This is a genomic window from Methylobacterium sp. AC315 (genome assembly GCF_979253755.1).
In genome coordinates, this window is the sequence record NZ_CEEDEA010000018.1 from 1 (window position 1) to 25,027 (window position 25,027).

Below are 25,027 nucleotides of genomic sequence, written 5' to 3' on the forward strand. Positions count from 1 at the left end.
ATGCGGTCACGCCCGACGAGTGCGCCAACTTCTTCGCTGCCGCAGGATACGAACCAGATTAAACCGAAAATGCTCTAAGTCCCTGGCTCAGCAGCGTTATCGCCGCAGCCAGTAGGACACTCGATAACCACCAGGAAGGCCTGGTGGAGCTGAGGGGAATCGAACCCCTGACCTCCGCAGTGCGATTGCGGCGCTCTCCCATCTGAGCTACAGCCCCGTCGAGGCGCCGGCCTTGTAGGCGCGGGCGGCTCAGCCTGTCAATTCCTGTTTCACCGCCGCCCGCCGCACACCGCTCCCGGTGACGCCGCGCGGGCGCCCCTAGGATACGCGCGGACCCGCATGAACGCCCTGATCTGGCTCTTCGACACGGTCGTCCAGCTCTTCATCTACGTCCTCATCGCCAGCGCGGTCCTGAGCTGGCTGGTGGCGTTCAACGTGGTGAACGTCCGCAACCCGATCGTCGCCCAGATCGGCGAGGTGCTCTACCGGATCACCGAGCCGGTGCTGCGGCCGATCCGCAACCTGCTGCCCAATCTCGGCGGCGTCGACATCTCGCCGATCATCCTGATCCTGCTGCTGCTGTTCATCAGCAAGCTTCTGCACGAATATGCCGTGCCCCAGGCTTACATGTACGCGCAGTAGGATCGAGTGACCGTGAAAACCAACCCCGGCCGGTTCTTCGAGGATTTCCGCCTCGGTGAGACCATCCGCCACGCCACGCCCCGCACCATCACGGTGGGCGACGTGGCGCTCTACACCGGCCTCTACGGCCCGCGCTTCGCCGTGCAATCGTCGGACGCCTTCGCCCGCGCCTTCGGCTACCCGAAGAGCCCGCTCGACGACCTGCTGACCTTCCACATGGTGTTCGGCAAGACCGTGCCGGACGTCTCCCTCAACGCGCTGGCCAATCTCGGCTACGCGGAGGGCGGGTTCCGCCGGCCGGTCTATCCGGGCGAGACCGTGTCGACCGTCTCTGAGGTGATCGGCCTCAAGGAGAGCTCGAACCGGCAGACCGGCGTGGTCTACGTGCGCTCGGTGGGCTCCGACGAGGCCGGCGAGACCGTGCTGAGCTATTGCCGCTGGGTCCTGGTGCGCAAGCGCGACCCGGAGGCCGCCATCGCCGAGGAGCACGTGCCGAGCCTGGCCAAGGTGGTCGACCCGCAGGATCTCGCGGGCGCCCTGCCGAAGCTCTCGGCCGCCGCCTACGATTCGGAGCTCGCCGGCAGCCCGCACCGCTTCGGCGACTACGCGGTCGGGGAGAAGATCGACCATGTCGACGGCATGACCGTCGAGGAGGCCGAGCACCAGATCGCCACGCGCCTGTTCCAGAACACCGCCAAGGTCCATTTTGACGGCCTGGCCGCCAAGGACACCCGGTTCGGCCGCCGGCTGATCTATGGCGGGCACGTGATCTCGCTGGCCCGGGCGCTCAGCTTCAACGGCCTGGGCAACGCCTTCGCGCTCGCCGGCATCAATGCCGGCCGCCACGTGGCGCCGCTGTTTGCCGGCGACACGGTCTATGCCTGGAGCGAGGTCCTGGCCGCGGCCGATGTCGGGCGCGACGATGTCGGGCTCCTGCGCCTGCGCACGGTCGCCACCAAGAACCAGCCCTGCGGCGCCTTCCCGGACCGCACCGGCGAGGGCTACGACCCGGCCGTGATCCTCGACCTGGATTACTGGGCGTTCGTGCCGAAATAGGGCTCCACGGGGCGCGCGGTCCGCACAGCGGGCGCGCTTTCCCGCCTTCGTCCGGGGCTGTCGGGCTTCGCACATCTCCGGAGGACCGGGGTTCTCCCGATCGGGCGCATCCCTCACCCCAACTTTCTCCGGCACGGGCGGGGGATGCCACGCCCCATGACGGCCGATGCGGGAACGCCGTAGGCTCTGCGGGGCTGGGGGTCCGCGGGTGCCGGTCTCTGCTGCCGATGCCGACGCTGGTGGCAAGCGCGCGGTCGGTGCTGACCGGAATTCGCTCCGCCGCACGCTGGATCGAGCCGAAACCAAAAAAATCTCAGCGCAGGCCGTTGCGGGCGACGCCGGCCTCGACCGCCACGGAGAGGCGGTCCGTGACCGCCCACGTGACCCCGACCCGGGCGTTCGGCAGGAGCGCGATGCCCTCCCGGGTGAGGGGCGGGGTGAACGGGGTCGGCCCGACCCGCAGGGTGTCGTGCACCGCGCCGGCCCCCGCCTTGGCGTAGACCAGCACGTCCGGGCTCAGCAGCGTCCCGACCGTCACCTCCAGCGCGCCGGCCAGGTCGCGGCCGTAGGCGAGGCGCCCGAAGCCGGGGGTGAGGGCGCCGTCGAGGCCGGCAAGGTAATCCAGGCCGCCGCCGATCCCATAGAGGATCGGCCCCGCCTGCCACGTCCGGCCGCCCTCGAAGCCGAAGGTCGGCCCCGCGTAGCTGCCGAGATGGCGGGACGTGCCGACCGCGTAGCCGGTGGACAGGCGGGCGTAGGAGCCGGTCCAGCGGCCCGCCGCATCCGCGGCCGGATCCAGGGCGAAGGACGGCACCGACGCGAAGCCCACGGTGGGCGGCACCGCTTGGGACAGCACTACTTGGGACAGCACCGCTTGGCTCATCGCTGCCCGGGGCGGAAGCGCCTGGGCGGCGGCGGGGCCGGCCGGAAACAGGGCGCCCCCGAGGACGAGGCAGGCCGCGAATCGGCGCGGACGGGGACCGGCGGATCGAATCATGCCGGCATGGTAGCCCACCGCTCGGCACGCGAAACCGATCAGGCCGCGAGGGGCCGCTCCGCCATCGGCTGCCGGAACGGCTGCACCAGGACGCGCCGGCCGGTGAGGTCGTGCACGCTCACCTGCCAGTCCGACCAGTCGGTCTCGTCGGACAACGACCGCATCACGTCGGCGGCGACCCGGCGGGCCCGCACGGTGAGGCGCCCGGCCGCGCGAATCTCCGCGCCGCGGGCGTCGAAGACGCATTCCAGGCCATTGGTGCAGTGGAACCGGTATCGGGCCATCGGGGCTCCTGCCTCATCCTGCGCGGCGGCGGTTGGATGTTCTATATATGTTCCTTTTCGGGACGGACAGGTCCGGGTACGATCCGTCGCAGGTTATTCCGCCCGTCCGCGGATCGGGCAGTCGGCCTTACGGGGGCCGACGCCAGGGCTGCGCTCGAAGGCCCCGCACCGGGGTCCGGCCCGCGACCGGCCGATTCCGCGACTGCGGCCCGCGTCAACGCCTGCCTGCGCATACCGCTTTTGGAGTAGCGACCGCCCATCCTGGCGGCCAGCGCGATCTCGCTGACCCTCTCCGTCGTCCTGCTGAGGCTGTTCTCCCGGGACGTGTTCGGCGACCTGGTCGCGCGATCCCGTCCGCGCGTCGGGAAGATCGACCGGTTGCGGCTCGTCCCCGGGCCGCACTGATCCGCCCGCCGGCCGGCCCGGGCTTGGCCCGAAAACAACAGTCTTCGGGCCATACACAATGACGTTCTGCGCCACAGATAGGCTTCTCCCTTCCGGTCCGAGGCCGAGACTGGGTATCCGGCCGTAGAGTGAGCATCCCGTGTCCGCCGACCCCGTCAAAACGCTCGTCCAGAGCACGGCCGAGGTCGAACCCGAGCGGGCCTTCGAGTTCTGGCGCCACACCGCGCTGGCCATGACCGGCGTCGTCAGCAGCGGGCTGGACCGGTCGCCCGCCTTCGCGGCCCGCCGCCTCGTCGCCGAGACCGCGCACAGCACCCTTCTGCACACGCAGAGCAGGACCATCGACATCGCCCGGCCGGCGCAGCACATCCGGCGGGACGGACGCGACGCCATGACGATCGCGGTGTTCGTCCGGGGCACCGGATACGCCGAGCAGGGCAATCGCGGCGCCCGGATGGTGCCCGGAGACATCTGCATCGTCGACACCAGCCGTCCCTATCGCGCGGGCGGCTACGAGGATTACGAGGAGATCCGGCTGATCACGTCGCGGGCCCTGTTCCGGGCCCATGTCGGCGAGCCCGAGACCTTCGCCGGGCACACGATCGGCAAGGGCCATCTCAACACCCTCTTCGTGTCCTACATGCAGGCCTATGCCGGGCAGGTCGCGACGATGTCCGAGGCGCAGGCCGGGATCGCGGTCGAGGGGGGCCTGCACCTGCTGCGCAGTTTCACGGGGGTGTCGGAGGATCCGATCTCGGTCGACGCGCTGAAGTCCCTGGCCTCGGTGCACATCCAGCGTCGCCTGCACGATCCGGAATTCGGCCCGGCCGCCCTGTGCCGAAGCCTGTGCGTGTCCCGCAGCCGGCTCTACACCGCCTTCGCGGACGGCGACGGCGTCGCGGCGTCGATCCGCGACGCGCGCCTGGACCGCGCGCGCCGCTACCTCTCCGTCCCGGCGCACGCGCACGACAGCATCGCGACGATCATGCTCCGGTGCGGCTTCACCGATGCGTCGGCCTTCAGCCGGGCGTTCCGTCGGCGCTTCGGGGTCGCGGCGCGCGATGTCCGGTCGCCCAGGTCCGGGGACCGCCTCCTGGCCGCCGGCTCTCACGCCGCGGTCTGACGCGCGCGCTTACGCCGAACCGGTATCCACGTCGGCGGTGAGCGCTCTAGGAAAGCGCGCCCCGGTCCGGGCGCCCGGCCCACCGGTAGGTGCCGCGGCCCTGTGCCTTGGCCTGGTACAGGGCCCGGTCGGCGCTCTGGTAGATCGCGTCGGGCTCGATCCCGTCGGCCGGGATCAGGGCGACGCCGATGCTGACGCCCACGGACACGTCGCTGCCGTCGATCCGGCAGGGGGCGCTGATCGTCCGGGTCAGGCGCTCGGCCAGGATGGCCGCGTCGGCGGCCTGGTCCAGGCCGGTCTGGATGACCACGAACTCGTCGCCGCCCAGGCGCGCCAGCGTGTCCTCGATCCGCACGATGGCCCGCATCCGGTCCGCAAGGATGCGCAGCACGGCGTCGCCCGCGGCGTGACCGAGGGTGTCGTTGACGGCCTTGAACCCGTCGAGGTCGAGGCACAGCAGCGCGCAGCCGGCACCGCCGCGCTTCACCAGGGCGATCTCCCGGAGGAACTGCTCCCGGAACCGGGTCCGGTTGGCGAGCCCCGTGAGGGGATCGTGATGCGCGAGATGGGCGATCTGCTGCTCGGCGCGCTTGCGATCGGTGATGTCGAAGGTCAGGCCGACGACCCATTCCGGCTCGCCCCGGTCGTCGACCTCGACCCGGCCGGTTCCGCTGACCCAGCGCGTCTCGCCGTTCGCGCGACCGATGCGGAACTCGGTCTCGAAGGTGCCGCGCGTGGCGATGGCGCGGTCGAGGGCGGTCAGGGTCCGCTCGGCATCGTCGGGATGCACCAGCGGCCGCCAGTCCCGCGCGATGTCGATCTCGATCTCGGCCTCGCCCAGCCCGTGCTGCCGGGCCATCTCGGCCGAGAGGAGCACCCGCCCGGTGGCGACCCGGTAGTGCCACGTCCCGGCCTGGGCGGCCTTCAGGGCGAGGTCGAGCAGCAGGGACTTCTCGGCGAGCGTCTGGTGCATCACGCGGCTGTCGGTCTCCGTCCGGAGATCCTCGACGAGCCGGCGCTGCTGCGCGAGCAGGTGCCGCGCCTCCGCCTCGGCGCCGATCAGCCCGGCGGTCACCCGCTGCACCACGTCGATCAGGAGGATGTCGATCCCGGCGACGAGGGCGAACAGGGCCAGCGCGGTGAGGACCGTGCGGTCGAGGACGAACGAGCCCAGGGGCGGGATGAAGAAGTACCACGCCGCGACGCCGGACAGGACCGCGCAGACGGTGCCGGCGCGCGCGCCGCACAGGAAGGTCGACAGGATGACCGCGGGGAAGAACGTGAAGAACGGAAATCCCGGCGGCAGAACGGGATGGAGTGCGAAGCGCAGCAGGAGCGCGACCAGGAAGGTGGCCGTGCCGATCGCAACGCCCGGCACCGGCTGCCGGAGCCGTCCGCTCGCCGCCATCGACAGCTTCAGGATCTGGATCGCCCGCCCATCCGGTGCGTCGGTGTCGGCACCAAGAACAGCGGCGGTTCTCATCGTCACGGCTCAGGCTTCTATAGATCGATCAGACGTATTCATTCCTAGAGAAGCGTTAAAGCAGTCCATCACGTCTCCGTGTTGGGGCGACCGCGGGCGCGGCCGGCATCGGACTTTGAATCCGGAACCCGCGCCGCTATCAGGACCGCCCACCGGCTCGATCGCCTGTCGGTCGAACGGGGACCCCTGTGGTGAACGACGCATCCGCACGCCCTGCCGCCCCCCGCGGCGCCCCGCCATCCGATCCGCCCGGGTCCCTGACCGCGATCACGGCGCGGCTCGACGGCTTGCCGCTGACGCGGCTCCATCTGGCGATCCTGGCGGTGTGCACCCTCGGCCTGTTCACCGACGTGGCCGAGGTCGCCCTCAGCAACGCCCTGGCGGCGATCTTCCTGGCGCCCCCCCACAGCATGCCCCGGGGCGACCTGTCCCTGCTGCTGGCCTCGGTCTTCGCCGGGGGCGCCGTGGGGGCGCCGGTCTTCGGCCTGGTCGGCGACCGGTTCGGGCGCCGCCGGGCGCTCCAGGGCACCCTCGCGCTGATGGCGGTGGGGTCGCTGGCCGCGGCGGCGAGTTCGGGCCTCACGCAGCTCACCGGGGCCCGGGTGGTGTCGGGCTTCGCGATCGGCGGCTTCCCGCCCCTGGCCGCGACGTATCTCGCCGACGTGATGCCGCCCCGGCGGCGCGGGGCGATGCTGATGCTCTGCGCCGGGATCGGCTTCCTGGGCGCCTCCGCGGTGATCCTGCTGGTCCAGGGCCTCGCCCCGAGCCCGCCGCTGGGGATCGCGCCCTGGCGCTGGGCGCTGATCCTGGGCGGGGTGCTGGCCGTGACCGGCACCATCCTGTTCGCCCTGCTGCCGGAATCCCCGCGCTGGCTCGCCTCGGTCGGCCGGGCCGAGGCGGCCGACCGGGCCTGCGGGCGCTTCGAGGACGCGGCCGGCCTCGCGCCCCCGGAGGGACCCGCCGGGGCGCCCGCCGCGGAGCCGGCGGCCGGTCCGGTGCGGGCGGGGCTGCGGGCGCTGCTGGCCGAGCCGCGGCAGCTGCGCCGGACCGTGCTGTTCGTCGCGCTCTACGGGCTCAGCCCCTGGGCGACGGTGGGCTTTCCCCTGCTGAGCGCCGTCGTGATGATCGGCAAGGGCTTTCGGATCGACCAATCCCTGATCTTCGCCGGGCTGTCGATGCTGGGGCCGCCGCTCGGAACCCTGCTCACCGCCACGGTGATCGACCGCCTGGAGCGGCGCGCCTGCCTGGTCGTCCTGGCGGTCGCGATGGTGGTCCTGGGCACGAGCTTCGCCGTCGCCGAGGCCTTCACGGTCCTGGTCCTGGTCGGCCTGGCGTTCAACACCGCCGCCGCGATCTACGGCGGCGTCCTCGCCATCTACGCGACGGAGCTGCTGTCGACCGCCCTGCGGGCCTCGGCCCTCACCTGCGCCTGGGCGACCGGCCGGATCGCGGCAGCCCTGACCCCGGTCGTCCTGCTGCCGATCCTCGAAGGCTACGGGATCCACGCCATGTTCGCCGTGATCACCGCGACCCTGGCCGCCAGCTGCGTGCTGGTGCTTCGCGGGCCGCGCGGCCGGTCGGGACGGCCGGTGGCGCGCTAGGGCGCCCGGCGCCGGGGCGGCTGCGGCGCCGCCCGGCGGCCCGATCCTCCGGATCCGACGGCCGGTCCCCGATCACGCATCGTCGTCCCGCGCAAGCCGGGGACGCCTGTCGCGGCTCCGCCCTAACGGCAGGGCGGCCCGCACCCTATCTCGGGAAGGATTCAGGACCGCCTTCGGGCCCCGTCGCCCGGGAAAGATGACCGCCATGACCTCCGTACGGATCCTGCCTGCCCTCCTGCTGATCGGCCTCGCAGGCTCGGCGCAGGCGCAGACCGTGCTGGCCCCCTCCGGCGATTCCGCGGTGACGCAGCCCGGCGGCACGCAGGGGCGGGGCGCCCGCCACAACCTCCGCCAGGCCGTCCGGGACGGCGACGTGGTCGGCGTCCCACCCGGCGCCCGCGGCGTCGATCTCGGGACGCGCCCTCTCCGGCGCGGGCCGTCCCGGCCCTATACCGGGCAGTAGGGCGCTCGCCGTCCCAGGGGGGCGCTCGGGACGCCGGCAGCAGCCCTTCGGGACGCCGCTGGCGCCGGCCGCCTGTTTACCCCTGGTTGTCTTCCGGGTCGCTCAGCTCTTGCTTTTGTCGATGCAGCCGGCAATCGCTGCGCGGCGGCCGGTTCCGTCCGTAGCGGAGCTTGCCCCGTGTCCCTCCCGGCCCTCGTCCCCAGCACCATCGAGACCACCCGTCATGTCGAGCCCAAGCGGGCGTTCGACTTCTGGTGCTCGACCGCGCTGGCGCCGCACGGTGATGTCGGCCGCATGCATCCCCGCGCGGCGTTCCAGGCCCGGAGGCTCGTCGTCATGGGCGCGGATTGGGGCCTGACCCATACGGTCAGCAGCCCGGTCGGTGTGACGGTCGGGGCCCGCCATATCGGCCGGAACCCCTCCGACGCGATGGTGATCGGCCTCGCCCTCGACGGGATCGGATACCAGGAGCAGGGCCTGCGCGGCGCGCGCCTGAGCGCCGGGGACATCAGCTTCCTGTCGCGCCAGCGGCCGTTCCTGGCCGGCACCCAGAGCGATTACGCGGAGATCCGGCTGGCGCTGCCGCGCGCGACCTTCGAGGCCTGGATCGGCACCGTCGAGGCCTTCGCGGGGCGCTGCATCGCCGACCGCCCCGCGCACGCGGCGTTCAAGGCCGCGTTCCGCACGTTCGCGGCGTCGGCCGCCTGGATGACCGAGGGCGAGGCGCAGGCCGCGCTCGAAGGCGTGCTGCACCTGCTGCGCACCCTCGTCCGGGACCAGCCCGGCAACCCGGCCGCCCCGGTCTCGTGCGAGGCGGTGGTGTCCCTGGCCCACGCCCACATCATGCGCCGGCTCCACGACCCGAGCCTCGGCCCGGCCGAGATCCAGGCGGCGCTCGGCCTGTCCCGGGCCCACCTGTACCGGGCCTTCGCGGGGACCGACGGCATCGCGGCGGCGATCCGCGACGCGCGCCTCGACCTCGCCCACCGCCGCCTGACCGCGCCGGGCCAGGACCGGCTGAAGATCGCCACGATCGCGTATGCCTGCGGCTTCACCGACGCGCCGACCTTCAACCGCGCCTTCCGCCGCCGCTTCGACCACGCGCCCGGCGATCTGCGCGCCAGAACGGGCGATCCCGGGATGGGTGCTGCGGGCGCCCTTACTTGAGGTGATAGGCGACGCCGGCGATCAGCGCCTTCTCCTCGGTATTGATCGTGGACCGGGGATCGCCGCCGAACTTGTTGTGCCAGTACTGGAAGCCGACGAACGCCTCGACCCGGTTGGGGGCGTGCTCGAGCAGCTGCCCGATATCCAGCACCAGGTTGGTCTGCGAGACGAACTCCGTCTTCGTCCGGTACTGGTTGACGTCGCCGTAGCGGCCCTTGGGCATCACGATGGTGTTGAACCCGGCCAGCGCCAGGGGCAGGCCGGTGAAGGCCAGCGGGATCGTGTAGGTCAGCTCGAATTCCGGCGTCGTCTTGAACTCGACGCTGCGGAAATGCGAATAATCGAAGCCCGGAATCGCCGGGATGCCGCTTTCCTGACGCGGAGGGTCCCCGGCGAAACCGTTGCGGGAGAATTCCTTGTAGGCCTGGACCTTCAGGTTCACGAACCCGACCGGCACGTCGAAGGCGAAGTTGAGCCCGAAGGTGCCGGCGCGCTTCTCGGAATCGAACGTCGTGTTCTTGGTGTTGACGTCGGCCCCGAACGCCAGCCCGATATCCTTGACCAGGCCCGGGATCGCGAACGCGGTGGTGTCGAAGATCTTGTTCGGGCTCAGGACGCCCCGGTAGATCAGGTAGACCTCCGTGGCGCCGTAATTTTTCCTCTGGCCCAGCTTGTCGCCCGCCGCGTCCTGGGAGCCCGACTGGAGGATGTCGAGGGAGATCAGGTTGGTGCCGTAGGCCCAGGAATTGGCGTGGAACAGGTTGACCACGTTCTTGGGCACCTCGCGGGGCACCAGCCGGCCCTTCGCCGTCCCGTCGGGCCGCCGCACCGAGAGGCCGGGCTCCGCCGAGGGCCCCTGGAACCGGTAGCTGATCACCGTGTCCGAGAAGGAGAAGTACGAGGGCGGCGGCGCGGCCATCGCGGTCGCGGCGGCGAGCGGCACCCCGGCCACCGCCCGGTGGTTCGCTGGCCCGCGCGCAGCGTCCGCCCGCCCGCCGGCGCCCGCATCCTCCACCGTCTCGGCCCGGGCGGCGGTGCCGACGACCACGACCGCGCCGACCGGGGCCAGCAGGGCCGCCGCGATCAGCAGGGCCGCCCGCTTCACCCGCCCGGGTTTCGCAACCAGCCCCGCCGCGCGTGCTCCGCGGTCGCGCCGGCGCAGCCGGTCCGGGCCGGCCACGCCGGGCGGCTCGCGGCGGCCGCGGGCTTCGCGGTGTCTGGGGTTCGCGGTCGCCGCGGGCGGAAGCATCGAACGGACTTTCTGCCTCGGCCCACGCCGACTTTAAGCTGAACCTTGGACGTGTCGCCCAGTAGGCATGGGGATTATGCGCCCGTCAATGCAGTGCATCGAACGTTCTTAATTGATAATGTAAATACTGGACATGTAAATCTAATACAGAGTGGTGGCCGGTCTCTGTGGAGGAACGGGGCTTTCGGTTGGGTGTTCGGTGCGCATGGCGGTCGCAATACCCTGGCGTGCGGGGTGCGCCGCGGGAGGGCGTGAGACGAATCGACAACGGAAATCGGCGCCCGCGCCCGGGGCCCGCATTCCGTGTCCCGGGCGCCCACGACGTTCAGGCATCGATCGAGGGGGCAGGGGGCGCCGCTGCGCCTCGTCCGGCGCCACCCCCATCCCCGACCCACGAGGGCCACGGATTACACGCGCTGGACGATTCATCGCCCGAGGATTGGTCCCCCATAGCCGATAACCCGCGCCGTCGTTCCGGGGCGCAGCAGGCGGGCCCGGAACCCAGAAATGCTGCGCGTGCAAGAGCTTGACACGTCGGCGTCTCTGGATCCCGGACCCCGGCTGTCGGCCCGGGCCGACCGGCGGCGCGGTCAGTCCCGCACCACCACCTTGGTGCCGACCCGGACCCGGTCGTAGAGATCGACCACGTCCTTGTTGGTCATGCGGATGCAGCCCGAGGACACCGCGGCGCCCATCGTCTCGGGCTCGTTCGAGCCGTGGATCCGGTAGAGCGACGAGCCGAGATAGAGGGCGCGGGCGCCCAGCGGGTTGTCCTGGCCGCCGGCCATGAAGCGCGGCAGGTCCGGGCGGCGGGCCAGCATCTGCTGCGGCGGACGCCAGGCCGGCCATTCCTTCTTCATCGTCACCGTCTTGGTGCCGGACCAGGAGAAGCCCTGCCGGCCGACGCCGACGCCGTAGCGGATCGCCTCGCTGTTCCCGAGGATGTAGTAGAGCCGGCGCTGGCGGGTGGAGATCACGATGGTGCCGGGCTTCTCGGTGCTGTTCCAGCCGATCGTCTCGCGCGGGATCGCCTGGCTGCGGAAGACGTTCAGGAAATCCGCGAGCGGGCCGCTATCGATCGGGCCGGCGGAGGCGGGCGCGCTCCCCAGCAGGGCGCCTGCGAGCGCGAGCATCGCGATCCGTCTCGACATGGTCTGTCATCCTCTCCGCTTGGCCGGTCGCTTGGCCGGTCGCTTGGCCGGTCGCTTGGCCGGTTTCTGCCGACGGCGTCGGCCGTCGCGGCCGGGCCGCGATCCCTGGGGCGAACCGGCCCGGACTTCGCGGCGAGGTTGAGGCCGGCCGGGGGGAGGGGGCATTTCCGGGCGTGAATGTGTGGTGGGCGCAACACTCTGCTCCCGGCGTGGAGCTGGGGTTTGGCGAACGGACCCTGCACCCGCGAGAACCACGCGCCGCTCGAAGAGCCCTTCGCAAAACGCCTGCTGCACCGTCGGGGCTCGAAGACGGGATCCCGGCCATCGCGCGTGGCGTGCAGAAGTCTCCGTATCGCGGGTCGCGTCCCCAGATGGGGCGGCGGATTTTAGCGCGGCGGGCAACGTTCCCCAGAGAGCGGATCCCGCCGCCTTTCCGAAAGATCTCCGGCCGCCTCGGCCCACATCGCAGCCTGGGTCTCGTCAAGAGTATGCGGTGGGCGCCCAACGATTTCATGCCACCTTGACGGACGTGACAGGCCCGCGTCTGATGGTGTCCTGACGAGGTCTAGGAATCACGCAAGATTATAGGGCGCATCGATCAAGTCAAAATGGCCCGGACAATTCGTTCTCGGTCGGGCGGGGTGCAACATAGGGGCTGGGCGATGCGGGGCCGTCTCATGAAAAGCGCATCCTGCGCCCGGATTCTATTTGTCGTATGCTCCTCGATCGCTGTTCCGACCTTCGTGACGGCGCGGACCGATGGCCGTCGCTCCTGGTGTGACGCCATGAAGGAGTCGAGCGCGAGTGCCCCTCGCACCAGTGTCGACCTCGGGTGGAGCGGAAGCCACTCCATCGACATCGGAATCCCGGCCCGGGTTCAATATCGGCCGGGTCCGAAAGCTGAAGCGACAGTGACCGGCAACGCAGATCTCGCGAGCCATGTGCGCCTGCGCGATGGCCAGCTCGAATGGGATAGCAAAGACTACGAGGACTGCTATCCCACCGATCTTGTCGTCCATCTCGTCGGCCCCCCGGTTGCGGAGTGGACCATCCACGGCACCGCGCACCTCGACCTGAACAACATCAGGCAGGATGTCTTGAAAATCACGAGGCACGGCATCGGACGGATCACCGCGGACGGCGACGTCAGAGAAATCTGGCTTCGGGCCTCGGGCAGGGGAAGCGCGGATCTCGGTCGACTTGAGACGCAGCGCGCGACGATCCGTATCTCAGGGAGCGGTGAGGTCGACGTGGCGCCACGCGAGGACGCTGACATTTCAATATCAGGGCGCGCAGTCTTAAGAATTCACGGGAACGGTGCCAAGCTTCACATTCAATCTCACGGCCGGGCCCAAGCCATACAGGTTCAGTGACGCGACCTGTCCGTTGGGATGGACGAATAAGTTTATGCCGATCGTCCCGGGCGCGATGCCCCGGACGACATGCTCGGGGATCGGCCGCCGCGTGGTCACCCGAGGTGCCGGTCGGCGGGAATCGCCGCCGTGGCGGGGATGGTCACCCGCGCCCCGTCGGCCTCGGCAAGTTCCACGATGCGGGTCTGCATACCCGGAGCGACGTACACGACCGTACCCCCGGCGCCGGCCGGCATCGGGTCGCCGTCATCCGGCATCGCCTCATCGAGCCGCACGATGCGATCGAGATCCCGGATTGCGGGCTCGGCGCGTCGCGCCGTGTAAAGCGTCGCGACCGACAGCCCTGTGACGTGGCCTGCGCGCCCCGCACGTCCGCAAGCCATCAGCCCGGCGCGACGCCGTGGGTGATTGCGCCGGGGGACGGCCATGCTTATCTCGGGACCGTGATCCGATCCGTCGCCCTTCTGGCCCGCCGCGTCGCGGGCCCGCCGGACCGCCTCGTCCGGAGCCTCGCCGTGCTGGCGATGCTCGTCGTCGCGGCGGCTGCGCTGATGGCCGCGCCCCGGCCGGCCCGGGCCGCCCCCGTGGCGGGCCCGGCCTGCTGGGTGACGAGCCAGGCCGTGGCCGTGCTGTCGGATGCGCGCGGGGTGGAGACGCGCAAGATCGAGACGCGTAAGGCCGGCTCCGAGGCCCGCCGGGCGCTGTTCGACGGCACCGACCTGTGTCCGGCCGATCTCGAGGTCGTCGGCGAACTCGGGCTCCCGCGCCGCCCCGTGGAAGCGCCCCGGCCGCGTCACGTCTCCGCCGCATCCTACGGTTATGCCCCGGCCGTCGCGCCGGCGTCCGGACCGGACGAAGCCCTGCACCGGCCGCCCCGGGCGGCCTGATCCGCGCCGCCGGTTCCGCCGGCCAGGCGCCCGATCTGCGCCCTAGCGGCGCGAGGCCCTCGTGCCGGATCCCGGATCCGGCGTGGCGGGCCAAACTCTCGATCGTGCAGCATCGTCCGTCCGGAAGCCGGAAAACCCCTTTCGGGGGAATGCGCGATCCGCCTCGACGAGGCGCGGCCCTTTCAGCGCCGCGCCGGCCTCTGCAGACGCATGTTATTCCAGGAGCGTCGGAACCCGTGACCCGCACTTCGTCCGCCCAATTCCCGTCCCCCGTCCGGCGCGCCACGCCGCGCGTGACCGTCCTGGGGGCGTCCGCCCTGCTGGCGCTCGGCCTCGCGGCCTGCAACCCGAGGCAGGTGGCCGCGCCGACCCCGCCGGTGCCGGAGGTCGGCTTCGTCACGGTGACCCCGCAGGCGATCCCCTACCTGCGCGACCTGCCCGGGCGGGTGGCGCCGATGCGGATCGCCGAGGTCCGGTCGCGGGTCTCCGGCCTCGTGGTCAAGCGCCTGTTCGAGCAGGGCAGCCAGGTCAAGGAAGGCGACATCCTCTACAAGATCGACCCGGCCCCGTTCGAGGTCGAGCTGGCGAGCGCGGAGGCCGTGCTGGCCCGCCACGAGGCCGCCCTGGTGCTGGCCCGGCAGCAGGCCGACCGGCTCGAGACCCTGCTGACCCGGGCCACCGCCAGCCAGGCGCAGTACGACGCCGCCTTCGCGGGCAAGAAGCAGGCGGAAGCCGAGGTCGCCGGCGCCAAGGCGGCCCGGGACCGGGCGCAGCTCAACCTGGGCTGGACCGACGTGCGCGCGCCGATCACCGGCCGGATCGGCCGGGCGCTGCTCACCGAGGGGACCCTGATCGAGCCGGGCTCGACGGGAGCGCTCGCCACGATCCAGCAGCTCGACCCGATCTACGTCGACATCACCCAGTCGGTGGGCGAACTGAACCGCCTGCGCCGGGATCTGGCCAGCGGCGAGCTCGCCCGGCTGGAGGACAACACCGCCAACGTCCACCTGATCATGGACGACAACTCCCTCTACCCGCTGGCCGGCCGCCTGCTGTTCTCGGACGTCACCGCCGATCCGAGCACCGGCCAGGTGACCCTGCGGGTGCAGTTCCCCAACCCGCACGACGAGCTGTTCCCGGGCATGTACGTCCGCGCCCGGATCAAGCAGGGCATCGATTCCGACGCCATCGCGGTGCCCCAGCAGGCCATCCAGCGCACCGAGGACGGCCGCGCCGAGGTCTGGCTGGTCCGGGCCGACGACACGGTGATGCGCCAGCCGGTCGAGGTCGGGCCGGTGGTCGGGCAGAACTGGCTGATCCGGGACGGGCTCAAGGCCGGCGAGCGGGTGATCGTCGACGGCGTCCAGAAGATCACCGCGGGCGTGAAGGTGAAGCCCCTGGACCAGACCCCGCTCCACGGCGAGGAGAGCCCGAAGCACGACGCCGACGAAGCCCCCGACGCGGCCGGCGACCAGAAGCCAAGTGATCAGAAATCAAGTGACCAGAAGCCAAGTGACCAGAAGCTTGGCGACCAGAAGCCCGGGGATAAGGCGCAGGTCGCCCCGCGCGCGGCCGCGGTCAACCGCCACTGAGCCCGGGAGACCTCGACCATGGCACGCTTCTTCATCGACCGCCCGGTCTTCGCCTGGGTGGTGGCCCTGTTCATCTGCCTGGGCGGCGCCCTGGCGATCCCGAACCTGCCGATCGCGCAGTACCCGGTGATCGCCCCGCCGCAGATCGCCCTGTCCACGGCCTATCCCGGCGCCTCGGTGGACAGCCTCTACGTCGGCACGACCCGGCTCATCGAGGATGAGCTGAACGGCGCGGCCGACATCATGAACTTCGAGTCGACCACCGACTCGTTCGGCTCGGTCAACATCACCGCGACCTTCCTGCCCGGCACCGACCCGGCGCTCGCCTCCGTGGAGGTGCAGAACCGGTTGAAGCGCGTGGAGGCCCGCCTGCCGGCGGAAGTCCGCCAGCAGGGCATCCTGGTGGAGGAGGCCTCGGCTGCGACCCTCAACATCATCACCCTGATCTCCAAGGACGGGTCGATGGACGAGGTGGGCCTCGGCGACTTCCTGATCCGCAACGTCATCAACGAGATCCGGCGCATTCCCGGGGTCGGGCGCGCCACGCTCTACTCCACCGAGCGCTCGCTCCGGGTCTGGGTCGATCCGGACAAGCTGCGCGGCCTGTCGCTGAGCGCCGAGGACGTGACCGAGGCGATCCGCAACCAGAACATCCAGGTCGCCTCCGGCTCGGTCGGCGCCCAGCCGAGCCCGACCAAGCAGGCGGTCACGGTGCCGATCATCGTGAAGGGCCAGCTCGGCACCATCGAGGATTTCGGCGCGATCGTGCTGCGGGCCAACTCGGACGGCTCGAACGTGCGCCTGCGCGACGTCGCCCGGATCGAGCTCGGCGGCGACGCCTACCAGTTCTCGACCCGGCTCAACGGCGGCCCGGCCGCCGGCATCTCGGTGACGCTGGCCCCCGACGGCAACGCGCTGGAGACCGCCAAGGCGATCCGCGCCAAGATGGTGGAGCTGTCGCAGTTCTTCCCGCCGGACCTGAAGTGGGACATCCCGTACGACATCACCCCGGCGGTCGAGGCCTCGATCGAGAAGGTGCTGCACACCCTGGTCGAGGCGGTGGTGCTGGTCTTCCTGGTGATGTTCCTGTTCCTGCAGAACATCCGCTACACCCTGATCCCCACCATCGTGGTGCCGATCGCCCTCATGGGCACGGTCACGGTGATGTGGATCTCCGGCTTCTCGGTGAACGTGCTCACCATGTTCGGCATGGTGCTGGCCATCGGCATCCTGGTCGACGACGCCATCGTGGTGGTGGAGAACGTCGAGCGGATCATGAACGAGGAGGGCCTGCCCCCCAAGGAGGCCACCAAGAAGGCCATGGAGCAGATCACCGGGGCGATCATCGGCATCACCCTGGTGCTGATGGCCGTGTTCATCCCGATGGCGTTCTTCCCCGGCTCGGTGGGCATCATCTACCGGCAGTTCTCGATCGCCATGGTCACCTCCATCGCGTTCTCGGCGCTGCTGGCCCTGTCGCTGACGCCGGCCTTGTGCGCGACCTTCCTGAAGCCGGTGGTCAAGGGCCACGGCCACGCCAAGGGCGGCGTGTTCGGGATGTTCAACCGCTTCGTCGACCGCGAGACCGCCCGCTACGGCCGCGGCGTGGCGGGCCTCATCCGCAAGTCCGGCCGGGTGATGCTGGTCTACCTCGCCCTGGTGGCAGGCACGGCCTACGCCTTCGTCAACCTGCCGGAGGGCTTCCTGCCGGTGGAGGACCAGGGCTTCTTCACGGTGGACATCCAGACGCCCCCCGGCGCCTCCTACAACCGCACCCAGGAGGCCAACCGCCGGGTCGAGGAGCACCTGCTGGCGCAACCCGGCGTCGCCACCGTGACCATGCTCAACGGCTTTTCGTTCTCGGGCCAGGCCCCGAGCACCAGCCAGGCCTTCGTGACCCTGAAGCCCTGGAGCGAGCGCGACGCGAAGAACTCGGCCGCCGCCCTGGTGGCCGGGACCAACGCGGCGCTGGCGAACTACCGCGACGCCACCGTGGACGCCCAGGAGCCGCCCCCGGTGGACAACCTCGGCAATGCCGCCGGCTTCTCGTTCCGCCTCCAGGACCGGGCGAACCGCGGCTACGCGGCCCTGCTCTCGGCCCAGGACCAGCTGCTCAAGCTCGCCCAAGGCAGCCCGATCCTGCAGAAGGTGAAGATCGAGGGTCTGCCGCCGACCCCGCAGGCGGAGCTGATCGTCGACCGCGAGAAGGCGGCGGCGCTCGGCGTCAAGTTCGAGGACATCAACGCCACGATCCAGCTCAACCTCGGCTCGGTCTACACCAACGACTTCCCCAACCGGGGCAAGATGCAGCGCGTCTACGTCCAGGCCGAGCAGCTCCAGCGCATGAACGCCTCGGACATCCTCAACTACGCGGTGAAGAACGCCGGCGGCACGATGGTGCCGATGTCGTCCTTCGCGGAGCTGAAATGGGGCATGGGGCCGAGCCAGATCGTCGGCTTCAACGGCTACCAGTCGGTCCGCATCACGGGCGAGCCGAACCCCGGCTACACCTCGGGCGACGCGATCAACGAGATGGAGCGGCTGATGCTGCAGCTGCCCAAGGGTTTCGGCTATGCCTGGACCGGCCAGTCGTTCCAGGAGAAGCAGGCTGGCAGCCAGGCCAGCCTGCTGCTGGCGCTCTCGGTGCTGATCGTGTTCCTGTGCCTGGCCGCGCTCTACGAGAGCTGGGCGATCCCGGTCTCGGTGCTGCTGGTGATCCCGCTCGGCGTGATCGGCGCGGTGGCGGCCGTCTACCTGCGCGGCATGCCCAACGACGTGTACTTCAAGATCGGCCTGATCACGATCATCGGCCTCTCGGCCAAGAACGCGATCCTGATCGTGGAGTTCGCCAAGGACCTCTGGAAGCCCGGAACCTCGGTGATCCAGTCCGCCATCGAGGCCTCGACGCTCCGGTTCCGGCCGATCGTGATGACCTCGCTCGCCTTCATCTTCGGCGTAGTGCCGCTGGCCATCGCCACCGGCGCCGCCTCGAAGAGCCAGCAGGCGATCGGCACCGGCGTGATGGGCGGCATGATCACCGCGACCGTGCTGGCGGTGTTCTTCGTGCCGGTGTTCTTCGTGGTGGTGATGCGCCTGTTCCGGCGCAAGGCCGTGGCCGACGGCGAGCGGGGCGCGGGCGAGGCGGCGGCGCAGCGGCCCCACCACGCGGCGGCGGCCGAGTAGGGGCGGGATCGGGCGCCTGAACCGCGACGCGTTTTCCCTCCCCTCCGCAGGGGAGGGCCGGCGCATGTCACCTCCGGATCGGCCCTCCCGCGAGCCACGGATCACCGACACCTGACGCGCGCAGCCGTCGGCTTGCACCCGTCGATGTCTGAACACCGTCGACCATCACCCTGCATTTTGTATGCGGATGGTCCGAACCTTGCTGTGGGTGTGTGGCCGGCGCGGTTTGCCCGCGCGCTTCTCTCGGCCTAGGCTCAACCCCTGCGCTGGTGGTGGCGGCCTGCCATCAACTTCCACGGTTTCGGAGATCCGCTTGTCCCGTTCGACCCTGAAGATCCTCGCCCGCGGCGTGGCCGCAGGCGCGGTCGCGACCTTCGCGCTGGCGGCGCTGCCCGCGCAGGCCGCCAACGTGTTCCGCTTCGCGTTCCAGGGCGATCTCAAGTCGCTGGATCCCTACTCCCTCAAGGAGAGCTTCACCGAGGGCATGCAGCAGGCGGCCTACGAGTCGCTGGTCACCCTCGACAAGAACCTTAAATTCGCCCCCGGACTGGCCGAATCGTGGGAGACGCCGGAGCCGACCCGCTGGCGCTTCCACCTGCGCAAGAACGTCACGTTCCACGACGGCTCGCCGTTCACCGCCGACGACGTGCTCTTCTCCGCCCAGCGCGTCCGGGCCTCGGGCTCGAACTTCACCACGAACGTCCCGGCCGACGCCGAGTTCGTGAAGGTCGACGACCACACCGTCGACATGGTGCTGAAGAAGCCGAACCCCATCGCGCTCGCCCAGTTCCCGACCTGGCTGATCATGTCGAAGAGCTGGTCGGAGAAGAACGGCGCCGCCCAGCCGACCCCGGCCAACGCCACCAGCCCGAGCTACGCCACCCTGCACGAGAACGGCACCGGCCCGTTCGTGATCGCCGAGCACCAGCCCGGCGTGAAGACGGTGTTCAAGAAGTTTCCCGGCTACTGGGGCAAGGTCGAGTCGAACCTCGACGAGGCGGTGCTGACCACGATCGCCAACCCGGCGACCCGCGTCGCCGCTCTGCTCTCGGGCGAGGTCGATTGGATCGACCCGGTGCCGTTGCAGGATCAGCAGCGGGTGAACGCCAGCGGCACCGCCATCGTGATGGCGGGCCCCGAGCTGCGCACGATCTTCCTCGGCATGGATCAGGACCGGGACGAGCTCAAGGATTCGAGCGTCAAGGGCAAGAACCCGTTCAAGGACATCAAGGTGCGTGAGGCGTTCTACCTCGCCATCGACGAGGAGACGATCGCCAAGCGCGTGATGCGCGGGCAGGCCGTGCCCTCCGCCCTGATGATCGCTCCGAGCCTCTACGACCGCGGGGCCGAGTTCAAGCGCCCGGCCACCGACCTCAAGAAGGCCAAGGAGCTGATGGCCCAGGCCGGCTACCCGGACGGGTTCTCGCTGACCATGGATTGCCCCAACGATCGCTACGTCAACGACGAGGCGATCTGCCAGGCGGTGGTCTCGATGCTCGCCCGCATCAACGTCAAGGTGAACCTGAACGCTCAGCCGAAGGCGAAGTACTTCGCCAAGGTGCTGGCCCCGAATTTCGACACCTCGTTCTACCTGCTCGGCTGGACGCCGTCGTCGCTCGACAGCCACAACATCCTCTACGAGATCGTCGGCTGCCGGAAGCCCGGCGACAAGTCGGGACGCGGCAGCTGGAACCTCGCGGGCTACTGCGACCCGAAGATCGATGAGATCGCCGACAAGGTCGAGGGCGAGACCGACAAGACCAAGCGCGACGCCCTGATCAAGGAGGGCTTCGACGTCCTGAGCGCCGACTGGGGCTACATCCCGCTGCACCAGCAGGCCCTGGCCTGGGGCGTCTCCAAGAAGGTCCACCTGACCCAGCGCGCCGACAACCTGCTCCTGCTCTACTGGGTCTCGAAAGACCCGCAGTAGGGCCCGGGCGTGCTCGCCTTCCTGCTGCGCCGGGTGATCCAGGCGGCCGCGGTGCTCGCGGTCGTCGGGCTCATCGCGTTCTCGATGTTCCGGTTCGCGGGCGACCCCGTGAACCAGATCGTCGGGCCCGACACGCCTGCCTCCGAGCGGGCCGAGATCCGCAAGAGCCTCGGCCTCGACGATCCGGTGCTGATGCAGTTCGCCCGCTACGCCGGCGACGTGGTCCGGGGCCGGCTCGGGATCTCGTACCAGTTCCGCCAGCCGGTCTCGCAGCTGCTCGCCGAGCGCATGCCGGCGACCCTGGAACTCGCCTTCTGCGCCACGGTGTTCGCGCTCGTGGTCGGCGTCCTGATGGGGGTCTACTGCGCGCTGCGCCGGGATTCCTGGCTCGCCGGGCTGTTCCAGGCGGTCTCGCTGATCGGCATCAGCCTGCCGACCTTCCTGATCGGCATCCTGCTGATCTACCTGTTCTCGGTGACGCTCGGCTGGCTGCCCTCCTACGGGCGCGGCGACACGGTGCGGCTCGGCTGGTGGACCACCGGCTTCCTCACCTGGTCGGGCCTGAAGGCGCTGATCCTGCCGTCCGTCACGCTGGGCCTGTTCCAGATGACGCTGATCATGCGGCTGGTGCGCGCCGAGATGCTGGAGGTGCTGCGCACCGACTACATCCGCTTCGCCCGCGCCCGGGGCCTCTCCACCCGGGCGGTCCACCTGCGCCACGCCCTCAAGAACACCCTCGTGCCGGTGATCACCATCGCGGGGCTGCAGCTCGGCTCGGTCATCGCCTTCTCGATCATCACCGAGACGGTGTTCCAGTGGCCCGGCATGGGCCTGCTGTTCGTCCAGGCCGTGCAGAACGTCGATATCCCGATCATGTCCGCCTACCTGCTGCTCGTCGCGCTGATCTTCGTGACCATCAATCTCGTGGTCGACATCCTCTACACCGTGGTCGACCCGCGCCTGCGGCTGTCGTCCGCGCGGACCGCGTGAGGCCGGCATGAGCGGACGTGATAGCGACGCCGGCAACGCGCCGCCGGTCCCGCTGGCGGCGGCCACGCCCGGACGGCTCGCGCGCTGGCGCGATTCCGACCTGGTCGCCAGCTTCCTGCGCTCGAAGACCGCGATCGTGGCGCTGCTCGCCACGGTGCTGATGGTCGGGCTCGCGGTGGCGGCCCCGCTGATCTCGCCCCAGAACCCCTACGACCCGGCCCAGCTCGACCTGATCAACTCCAACCTGCCGCCGATCTGGCAGGCGGACGGCCAGGCGCCGTTCTACCTCGGCACCGACGACCAGGGCCGGGACGTGCTCTCGGCGGTGCTGTACGGCCTGCGCCTGTCGCTGATCGTGGGCGTGCTCGGGGTGATCACCTCCGGCGTGCTCGGCATCGCACTGGGCTTGGTCGCCGGCTATGCGGGCGGCGCCCTCGACACGCTGATCATGCGGGTCGCCGACGTGCAGCTCACCTTCCCGGCGATCCTGATCGCCCTGGTGGTGGACGGCGTCGCCCGGGCGAGTTTTGGCGGCGCGCTGGATGTCGGGCCGCTGATCGGGCTGATCGTGATCTCGATCGGCCTGTCGTTCTGGGTCCAGTACGCCCGCACGGTGCGCTCCTCCGTGATGGTCGAGAAGGGCAAGGACTACGTCCAGGCCGCCCGGCTGATCGGCCTGACGCCCCCGGTGATCCTGGTCCGCCACGTGCTGCCCAACGTCACCGGGCCGGTCTTCGTCATCGCGACGATCAACCTGGCGCTGGCGATCATCACCGAGGCGACCCTGTCGTTCCTCGGCACCGGCCTGCCCGAGACCATGCCGTCGCTCGGCACCCTGATCCGCACCGGCAACCGGTTCCTGTTCTCCGGCGAATGGTGGATCGTCGCCTTCCCGGGCCTGGCGCTGGCCGGCCTCGTCATCGCCATCAACCTCCTGGGGGATTGGCTGCGCGACGCGCTCAATCCGAAGCTGCAATGACCGAAACCATCCTCTCCGTGCGCGACCTCACGGTCACGTTCGACACGCGGCGCGGGCCGCTCACCGCCATCGACCGGGTCTCGTTCGACATCGGCCGGGGCGAGATCCTGGGGGTCGTCGGCGAATCCGGGGCCGGCAAGTCGGTCACCGGTTCGGCGGTGATCGGGCTGATCGACCGGCCCGGCCGGATCAGCGGCGGCGCGATCACGTTGCGCGGCGCGCGCATCGACAACCTGCCCCCCGAGGCGATGCGGCGGGTGCGGGGCAAGCGGATCGGCATGATCTTCCAGGACCCGCTGACCTCGCTGGACCCGTTGTTCCGGGTCGGCGACCAGATCGTCGAGACCCTGCGGGCCCACACCGACCTCTCCGCCCGGGCGGCCCGCACCCGGGCCATCGACCTGCTCGCCGAGGTCGGCATCCCGGCGCCCGAGCGGCGGATCGACGGCTATCCGCACGAATTCTCGGGCGGCATGCGCCAGCGCGTGGTGATCGCGCTGGCGCTCGCCGCCGAGCCGGAGCTGATCATCGCCGACGAGCCGACCACGGCGCTCGACGTCTCGGTCCAGGCGCAGATCATCACCCTGCTCAAGCGCCTGTGCCGCGAGCACGGCACCGCGGTGATGCTGGTGACCCACGACATGGGCGTGATCGCCGAGGCCGCCGACCGGGTCGCAGTGATGTATGCCGGGCGGGTCGCCGAGATCGGCCCGGTCGCCTCCGTGATCGCAAAGCCGCACCACCCCTACGCGGTCGGCCTGATGGGGGCGATCCCGACCCTGTCGCAGGAGGCCGACCGGCTCAGCCAGATCCCCGGCTCGATGCCGCGGCTCACCGCCATCCCGCAGGGCTGCGCCTTCAACCCGCGCTGCCCGAAGGTGTTTGCCCGCTGCCGCGTCGAGCGGCCGGAGCCGATCCTGGTGGGCGAAAGCCGCGTCGCCTGCCACCTGTACGACGTCACGGAGAAGGCGGCGTGAGCGCCTATGTCGAGGTCACCGACCTGCGCCGCCTGTTCGATGTCTCGAAACCCTGGCTGAACCGGGTGATCGAGCGCGAGCCCCGCCGGTTCCTCACGGCGGTGGACCGGGTCGGCTTCACCATCGCCAAGGGTGAGACCTTCGCGATCGTCGGCGAATCCGGTTCGGGCAAGTCGACCGTGGCCCGGATGGTGGTCGGCCTGCTGCCGCCCTCCGCCGGCGAGGTGCGGATCACCGGGGTCTCGATGACCGATCCCCGGGAGGCGGCGGCGCGGCGGCGGCTGCGCTCGCGCATCCAGATGATCTTCCAGGACCCCTACGCGTCGATGAACCCGCGCTGGCGCGTGGGCAAGATCATCGCGGAGCCGATCCGCGCCTTCAACCTGATCCAGGGGGAGGGGGCGATCCGCGCCCGGGTCGGCGAGCTGCTCGGCCTGGTCGGCCTCCACCCGGACGATTCCAAGAAGTACCCGCACGAATTCTCCGGCGGCCAGCGCCAGCGCGTCGCCATCGCCCGGGCGCTCGCCAGCCAGGCGGAGTTCCTGGTCGGCGACGAGCCGACCTCGGCGCTCGACGTCTCGGTGCAGGCGCAGATCCTCAACCTGATGCGCGACCTGCAGGACCGGCTCGGGCTGACCTACCTGTTCATCTCCCACAACCTCGCCGTGGTCCGCCACATGGCGACCCGGGTGGGGGTGATGTATCTCGGCCGCCTGGTCGAGGTTGCGGCCGCAAAGGATCTGTTCGCGCGGCCCCGCCACCCGTACACGCGGATGCTGCTCGACGCGGTGCCCGACCTCGCCCATGTCGGCCGCGCCCGGGTGCCGGTCTCCGGCGAGATCCCGAACCCGATCGACCCGCCCCCCGGCTGCACCTTCAACCCCCGCTGCCCGCTCGCCAACGACCGCTGCCGCACCGAGGTCCCGGCCCTGCTGGACGGCGTCGCCTGCCACGCCGTGCAGGAGGGGCGGGCCTGAGGGGGCCGGCGCGGGCGGGATCGGATGCGCGCTGCCGTTCGCCGCGGGGGGGATTGCTCGCTTTTCGCTTTGGGGCGGCGATGCATGGAAACGGACATCGTCGCCGAGCCCGCTCACGACCCGTTGCAGAAAGTCGGGCGGTCCGCTCAGAGGCAGCTTGTTGGTCGAGGACCGACGTTCGGGTTGGGTGCTTTGCTGCTGGTCAGCTTTCGGGAGCTAACCCGGAGAAACCGGACGTCCGCTTGAATGGGGACGTATGGCGGTTCGCGATTACTCTGTTCCCTCAAATGATCCGCAGCGGCATCCTAAAATCAGACTTGGGAACTCAAATCGCGTTTGCGCCGCGTGCCGCGTGGTGACGAGCCGACCAAGTGACCCCACCTAGAGAACATAAGATATTATTCGACTATGATAGCTTGAGCCTGCATAGCATCCGATGCACCGCAACTATTTCGGCTTGTGAATATTTACGTATTCCTTTTTATCCGCTCTGCCATAATGCAGATTATCGCACTACG

General features: G+C 70.1%; 21 protein-coding genes and 1 tRNA gene. 15 read left to right on the forward strand and 7 right to left on the reverse strand.

Annotation, left to right across the window (positions count from 1 at the left end; translation table 11 throughout):
- Window positions 1–141 precede the first annotated feature (141 nt).
- A tRNA-Ala gene (locus AC0IY0_RS22605) sits at window positions 142–217 on the reverse strand.
- Between the two features lie 122 nt (window positions 218–339).
- On the opposite strand from AC0IY0_RS22605, the gene AC0IY0_RS22610 reads away from it, so the two are divergent.
- On the forward strand, window positions 340–642 hold the full coding sequence (locus tag AC0IY0_RS22610; protein ID WP_147853438.1) for a YggT family protein: 303 nt from the start codon (window positions 340–342) through the stop codon (window positions 640–642).
- 12 nt (window positions 643–654) lie between these two features.
- Window positions 655–1,698, forward strand: a complete 1,044-nt coding sequence (locus AC0IY0_RS22615; RefSeq protein ID WP_147910727.1) for a MaoC family dehydratase — start codon at window positions 655–657, stop codon at window positions 1,696–1,698.
- Between the two features lie 313 nt (window positions 1,699–2,011).
- On the opposite strand, the gene AC0IY0_RS22620 is transcribed toward AC0IY0_RS22615, so the two are convergent.
- Entirely contained in the window at window positions 2,012–2,695 is a 684-nt protein-coding gene (locus AC0IY0_RS22620; protein WP_471765612.1) for a hypothetical protein, read from the reverse strand.
- A 38-nt stretch (window positions 2,696–2,733) separates the two neighbouring features.
- A complete protein-coding gene (locus AC0IY0_RS22625; RefSeq protein ID WP_147910725.1) occupies window positions 2,734–2,979 on the reverse strand; it encodes a DUF6894 family protein in 246 nt (81 codons plus the stop codon).
- Window positions 2,980–3,523: 544 nt separating this feature from the next.
- On the opposite strand from AC0IY0_RS22625, the gene AC0IY0_RS22630 reads away from it, so the two are divergent.
- A complete protein-coding gene (locus AC0IY0_RS22630; protein ID WP_471765614.1) occupies window positions 3,524–4,507 on the forward strand; it encodes a helix-turn-helix domain-containing protein in 984 nt (327 codons plus the stop codon).
- 46 nt (window positions 4,508–4,553) lie between these two features.
- Here the strand turns inward: AC0IY0_RS22630 and AC0IY0_RS22635 are convergent, their stop codons facing one another.
- A complete protein-coding gene (locus AC0IY0_RS22635; RefSeq protein ID WP_246692921.1) occupies window positions 4,554–5,990 on the reverse strand; it encodes a diguanylate cyclase domain-containing protein in 1,437 nt (478 codons plus the stop codon).
- Window positions 5,991–6,181: 191 nt separating this feature from the next.
- On the opposite strand from AC0IY0_RS22635, the gene AC0IY0_RS22640 reads away from it, so the two are divergent.
- The 3 genes from AC0IY0_RS22640 to AC0IY0_RS22650 all read left to right on the forward strand — a co-directional run bounded on the left by AC0IY0_RS22640 (window position 6,182) and on the right by AC0IY0_RS22650 (window position 9,221).
- Window positions 6,182–7,591 (forward strand): MFS transporter, encoded by a 1,410-nt coding sequence (locus AC0IY0_RS22640; protein ID WP_471765616.1) that lies wholly within the window; start codon window positions 6,182–6,184, stop codon window positions 7,589–7,591.
- Window positions 7,592–7,796: 205 nt separating this feature from the next.
- Window positions 7,797–8,054, forward strand: coding sequence for a hypothetical protein (locus AC0IY0_RS22645; RefSeq protein ID WP_147910942.1), 258 nt, complete (start codon window positions 7,797–7,799; stop codon window positions 8,052–8,054).
- A 177-nt stretch (window positions 8,055–8,231) separates the two neighbouring features.
- A complete protein-coding gene (locus tag AC0IY0_RS22650) occupies window positions 8,232–9,221 on the forward strand; it encodes a helix-turn-helix domain-containing protein (protein ID WP_471765617.1) in 990 nt (329 codons plus the stop codon).
- Here the strand turns inward: AC0IY0_RS22650 and AC0IY0_RS22655 are convergent.
- Both AC0IY0_RS22655 and AC0IY0_RS22660 read right to left on the reverse strand, forming a co-directional pair.
- Window positions 9,214–10,401, reverse strand: coding sequence for a hypothetical protein (locus AC0IY0_RS22655; RefSeq protein WP_471765619.1), 1,188 nt, complete (start codon window positions 10,399–10,401; stop codon window positions 9,214–9,216). The two genes, AC0IY0_RS22650 and AC0IY0_RS22655, sit on opposite strands and share 8 nt — an antisense overlap.
- A 659-nt stretch (window positions 10,402–11,060) precedes the next feature.
- Entirely contained in the window at window positions 11,061–11,621 is a 561-nt protein-coding gene (locus AC0IY0_RS22660; RefSeq protein WP_147854512.1) for a L,D-transpeptidase, read from the reverse strand.
- Window positions 11,622–12,406: 785 nt separating this feature from the next.
- Between AC0IY0_RS22660 and AC0IY0_RS22665 the strand changes: the two genes are divergently transcribed.
- Window positions 12,407–12,994 carry a GIN domain-containing protein gene (locus AC0IY0_RS22665; protein ID WP_471765620.1) on the forward strand — a complete coding sequence of 196 codons (588 nt, stop codon included), beginning with the start codon at window positions 12,407–12,409 and terminating at the stop codon, window positions 12,992–12,994.
- Between the two features lie 95 nt (window positions 12,995–13,089).
- Here AC0IY0_RS22665 and AC0IY0_RS22670 read toward each other — a convergent pair whose 3' ends face one another.
- Window positions 13,090–13,422, reverse strand: coding sequence for a hypothetical protein (locus AC0IY0_RS22670; protein ID WP_471765621.1), 333 nt, complete (start codon window positions 13,420–13,422; stop codon window positions 13,090–13,092).
- A 15-nt stretch (window positions 13,423–13,437) separates the two neighbouring features.
- Here AC0IY0_RS22670 and AC0IY0_RS22675 point away from each other — a divergent pair, with 15 nt between their 5' ends.
- The 8 genes from AC0IY0_RS22675 (at window position 13,438) to AC0IY0_RS22710 (ending at window position 24,509) form a co-directional block, all read left to right on the forward strand.
- Window positions 13,438–13,881, forward strand: a complete 444-nt coding sequence (locus AC0IY0_RS22675) for a hypothetical protein (RefSeq protein WP_246692930.1) — start codon at window positions 13,438–13,440, stop codon at window positions 13,879–13,881.
- Window positions 13,882–14,117: 236 nt separating this feature from the next.
- On the forward strand, window positions 14,118–15,473 hold the full coding sequence (locus tag AC0IY0_RS22680) for an efflux RND transporter periplasmic adaptor subunit (RefSeq protein ID WP_471765623.1): 1,356 nt from the start codon (window positions 14,118–14,120) through the stop codon (window positions 15,471–15,473).
- Window positions 15,474–15,491: 18 nt separating this feature from the next.
- Window positions 15,492–18,656: a multidrug efflux RND transporter permease subunit gene (locus tag AC0IY0_RS22685; protein WP_471765625.1), complete on the forward strand. Its 3,165-nt coding sequence runs from the start codon at window positions 15,492–15,494 to the stop codon at window positions 18,654–18,656.
- 313 nt (window positions 18,657–18,969) lie between these two features.
- A complete protein-coding gene (locus AC0IY0_RS22690) occupies window positions 18,970–20,586 on the forward strand; it encodes an ABC transporter substrate-binding protein (RefSeq protein WP_147910354.1) in 1,617 nt (538 codons plus the stop codon).
- A gap of 9 nt (window positions 20,587–20,595) precedes the next feature.
- Window positions 20,596–21,576 carry an ABC transporter permease gene (locus AC0IY0_RS22695; RefSeq protein ID WP_147910353.1) on the forward strand — a complete coding sequence of 327 codons (981 nt, stop codon included), beginning with the start codon at window positions 20,596–20,598 and terminating at the stop codon, window positions 21,574–21,576.
- Between the two features lie 7 nt (window positions 21,577–21,583).
- Complete coding sequence (locus AC0IY0_RS22700; RefSeq protein ID WP_471765627.1) at window positions 21,584–22,555, forward strand: ABC transporter permease; 972 nt, start codon at window positions 21,584–21,586, stop codon at window positions 22,553–22,555.
- On the forward strand, window positions 22,552–23,532 hold the full coding sequence (locus AC0IY0_RS22705; protein WP_147910351.1) for an ABC transporter ATP-binding protein: 981 nt from the start codon (window positions 22,552–22,554) through the stop codon (window positions 23,530–23,532). The genes AC0IY0_RS22700 and AC0IY0_RS22705 overlap by 4 nt, the downstream gene beginning before the upstream one ends.
- On the forward strand, window positions 23,529–24,509 hold the full coding sequence (locus tag AC0IY0_RS22710; protein ID WP_147910350.1) for an ABC transporter ATP-binding protein: 981 nt from the start codon (window positions 23,529–23,531) through the stop codon (window positions 24,507–24,509). The genes AC0IY0_RS22705 and AC0IY0_RS22710 overlap by 4 nt, the downstream gene beginning before the upstream one ends.
- The last annotated feature ends 518 nt before the right edge of the window (window positions 24,510–25,027 follow it).

Excerpts from the sequence above, each read along its gene's own strand:
- AC0IY0_RS22665 (WP_471765620.1), top strand. The coding sequence starts at position 12,407 with ATGAAGGAGTCGAGCGCGAGTGCCCCTCGCACCAGTGTCGACCTCGGG.
- AC0IY0_RS22645 (WP_147910942.1), top strand. The coding sequence starts at position 7,797 with ATGACCTCCGTACGGATCCTGCCTGCCCTCCTGCTGATCGGCCTCGCA.
- AC0IY0_RS22685 (WP_471765625.1), top strand. The coding sequence starts at position 15,492 with ATGGCACGCTTCTTCATCGACCGCCCGGTCTTCGCCTGGGTGGTGGCC.
- AC0IY0_RS22625 (WP_147910725.1), bottom strand. The coding sequence starts at position 2,979 with ATGGCCCGATACCGGTTCCACTGCACCAATGGCCTGGAATGCGTCTTC.
- AC0IY0_RS22635 (WP_246692921.1), bottom strand. The coding sequence starts at position 5,990 with ATGAGAACCGCCGCTGTTCTTGGTGCCGACACCGACGCACCGGATGGG.
- AC0IY0_RS22660 (WP_147854512.1), bottom strand. The coding sequence starts at position 11,621 with ATGTCGAGACGGATCGCGATGCTCGCGCTCGCAGGCGCCCTGCTGGGG.
- AC0IY0_RS22620 (WP_471765612.1), bottom strand. The coding sequence starts at position 2,695 with ATGATTCGATCCGCCGGTCCCCGTCCGCGCCGATTCGCGGCCTGCCTC.
- AC0IY0_RS22700 (WP_471765627.1), top strand. The coding sequence starts at position 21,584 with ATGAGCGGACGTGATAGCGACGCCGGCAACGCGCCGCCGGTCCCGCTG.
- AC0IY0_RS22705 (WP_147910351.1), top strand. The coding sequence starts at position 22,552 with ATGACCGAAACCATCCTCTCCGTGCGCGACCTCACGGTCACGTTCGAC.
- AC0IY0_RS22610 (WP_147853438.1), top strand. The coding sequence starts at position 340 with ATGAACGCCCTGATCTGGCTCTTCGACACGGTCGTCCAGCTCTTCATC.
- AC0IY0_RS22670 (WP_471765621.1), bottom strand. The coding sequence starts at position 13,422 with ATGGCCGTCCCCCGGCGCAATCACCCACGGCGTCGCGCCGGGCTGATG.